The organism is Acidovorax sp. SRB_24, from assembly GCF_012931925.1.
This window is the reverse complement of sequence record NZ_MWOM01000205.1, coordinates 1-595: the sequence shown is the minus strand read 5'-3', so window position 1 is coordinate 595 and position 595 is coordinate 1. Positions and strand designations below refer to the sequence as shown.

Sequence of the window (595 nt, the reverse complement as noted above, 5' to 3'; positions counted from 1 at the left end):
CGCGGCCCGCAAGGCCTGCCGATGGGAACGCAGGTGATTGGCGCCTATGGCGACGACGAGCGGTTGATGGCGGTGGCCGCGTTTGTCAGCCAGGCCGCGCGGCCGCGCTGGGAGCTTTAGGCGGGTACGGCCTGCGGGCGCAGTTGGAACATTCCGCACCGTTTCGGTGGGCACCGCCGCAGGCGCCGATCTGGTAAGAAAATCGGCTCAAACCCATGCCAGATATGCGCAGAAAGCTCTGTTTTCGAGAGCGCCTGCTGCGCCAGGCGTGTGTGCATTACGCAACCGGGGCCGGCCCGCGCCCGGGCCTGTGCATCACGCGGCGGCGAGGCAGCTCAGTGCGTAGCCCACGTGCAGCGCGGCCCCCTGGTGCAGGACCGCCTCGTCGATATTGAACTGGGGGTGGTGGTGCGCAAACGTCGCGCCGCAGGCCGCATTGCGCACGCCGATGAAGGCCATCAGGCCCGGGTAGACCTCGAGGAAGTCGCCGAAATTCTCGGACACCATCAGCGGCGGGAAGTCGATCAGCGCCTGCGCGCCGTACAAGGCCTGGACGACCGCGTGCGCGCGCGCGCTTTCGCGCGCGTCGTTGACC

At 68.4% G+C, this 595-nt stretch carries 1 pseudogene; it reads right to left on the bottom strand.

From position 1 onward, the window contains the following. Positions 1-315: 315 nt before the first annotated feature. Positions 316-595 (bottom strand): annotated as a pseudogene (locus B2J89_RS21545) (hypothetical protein); the annotation flags it as partial.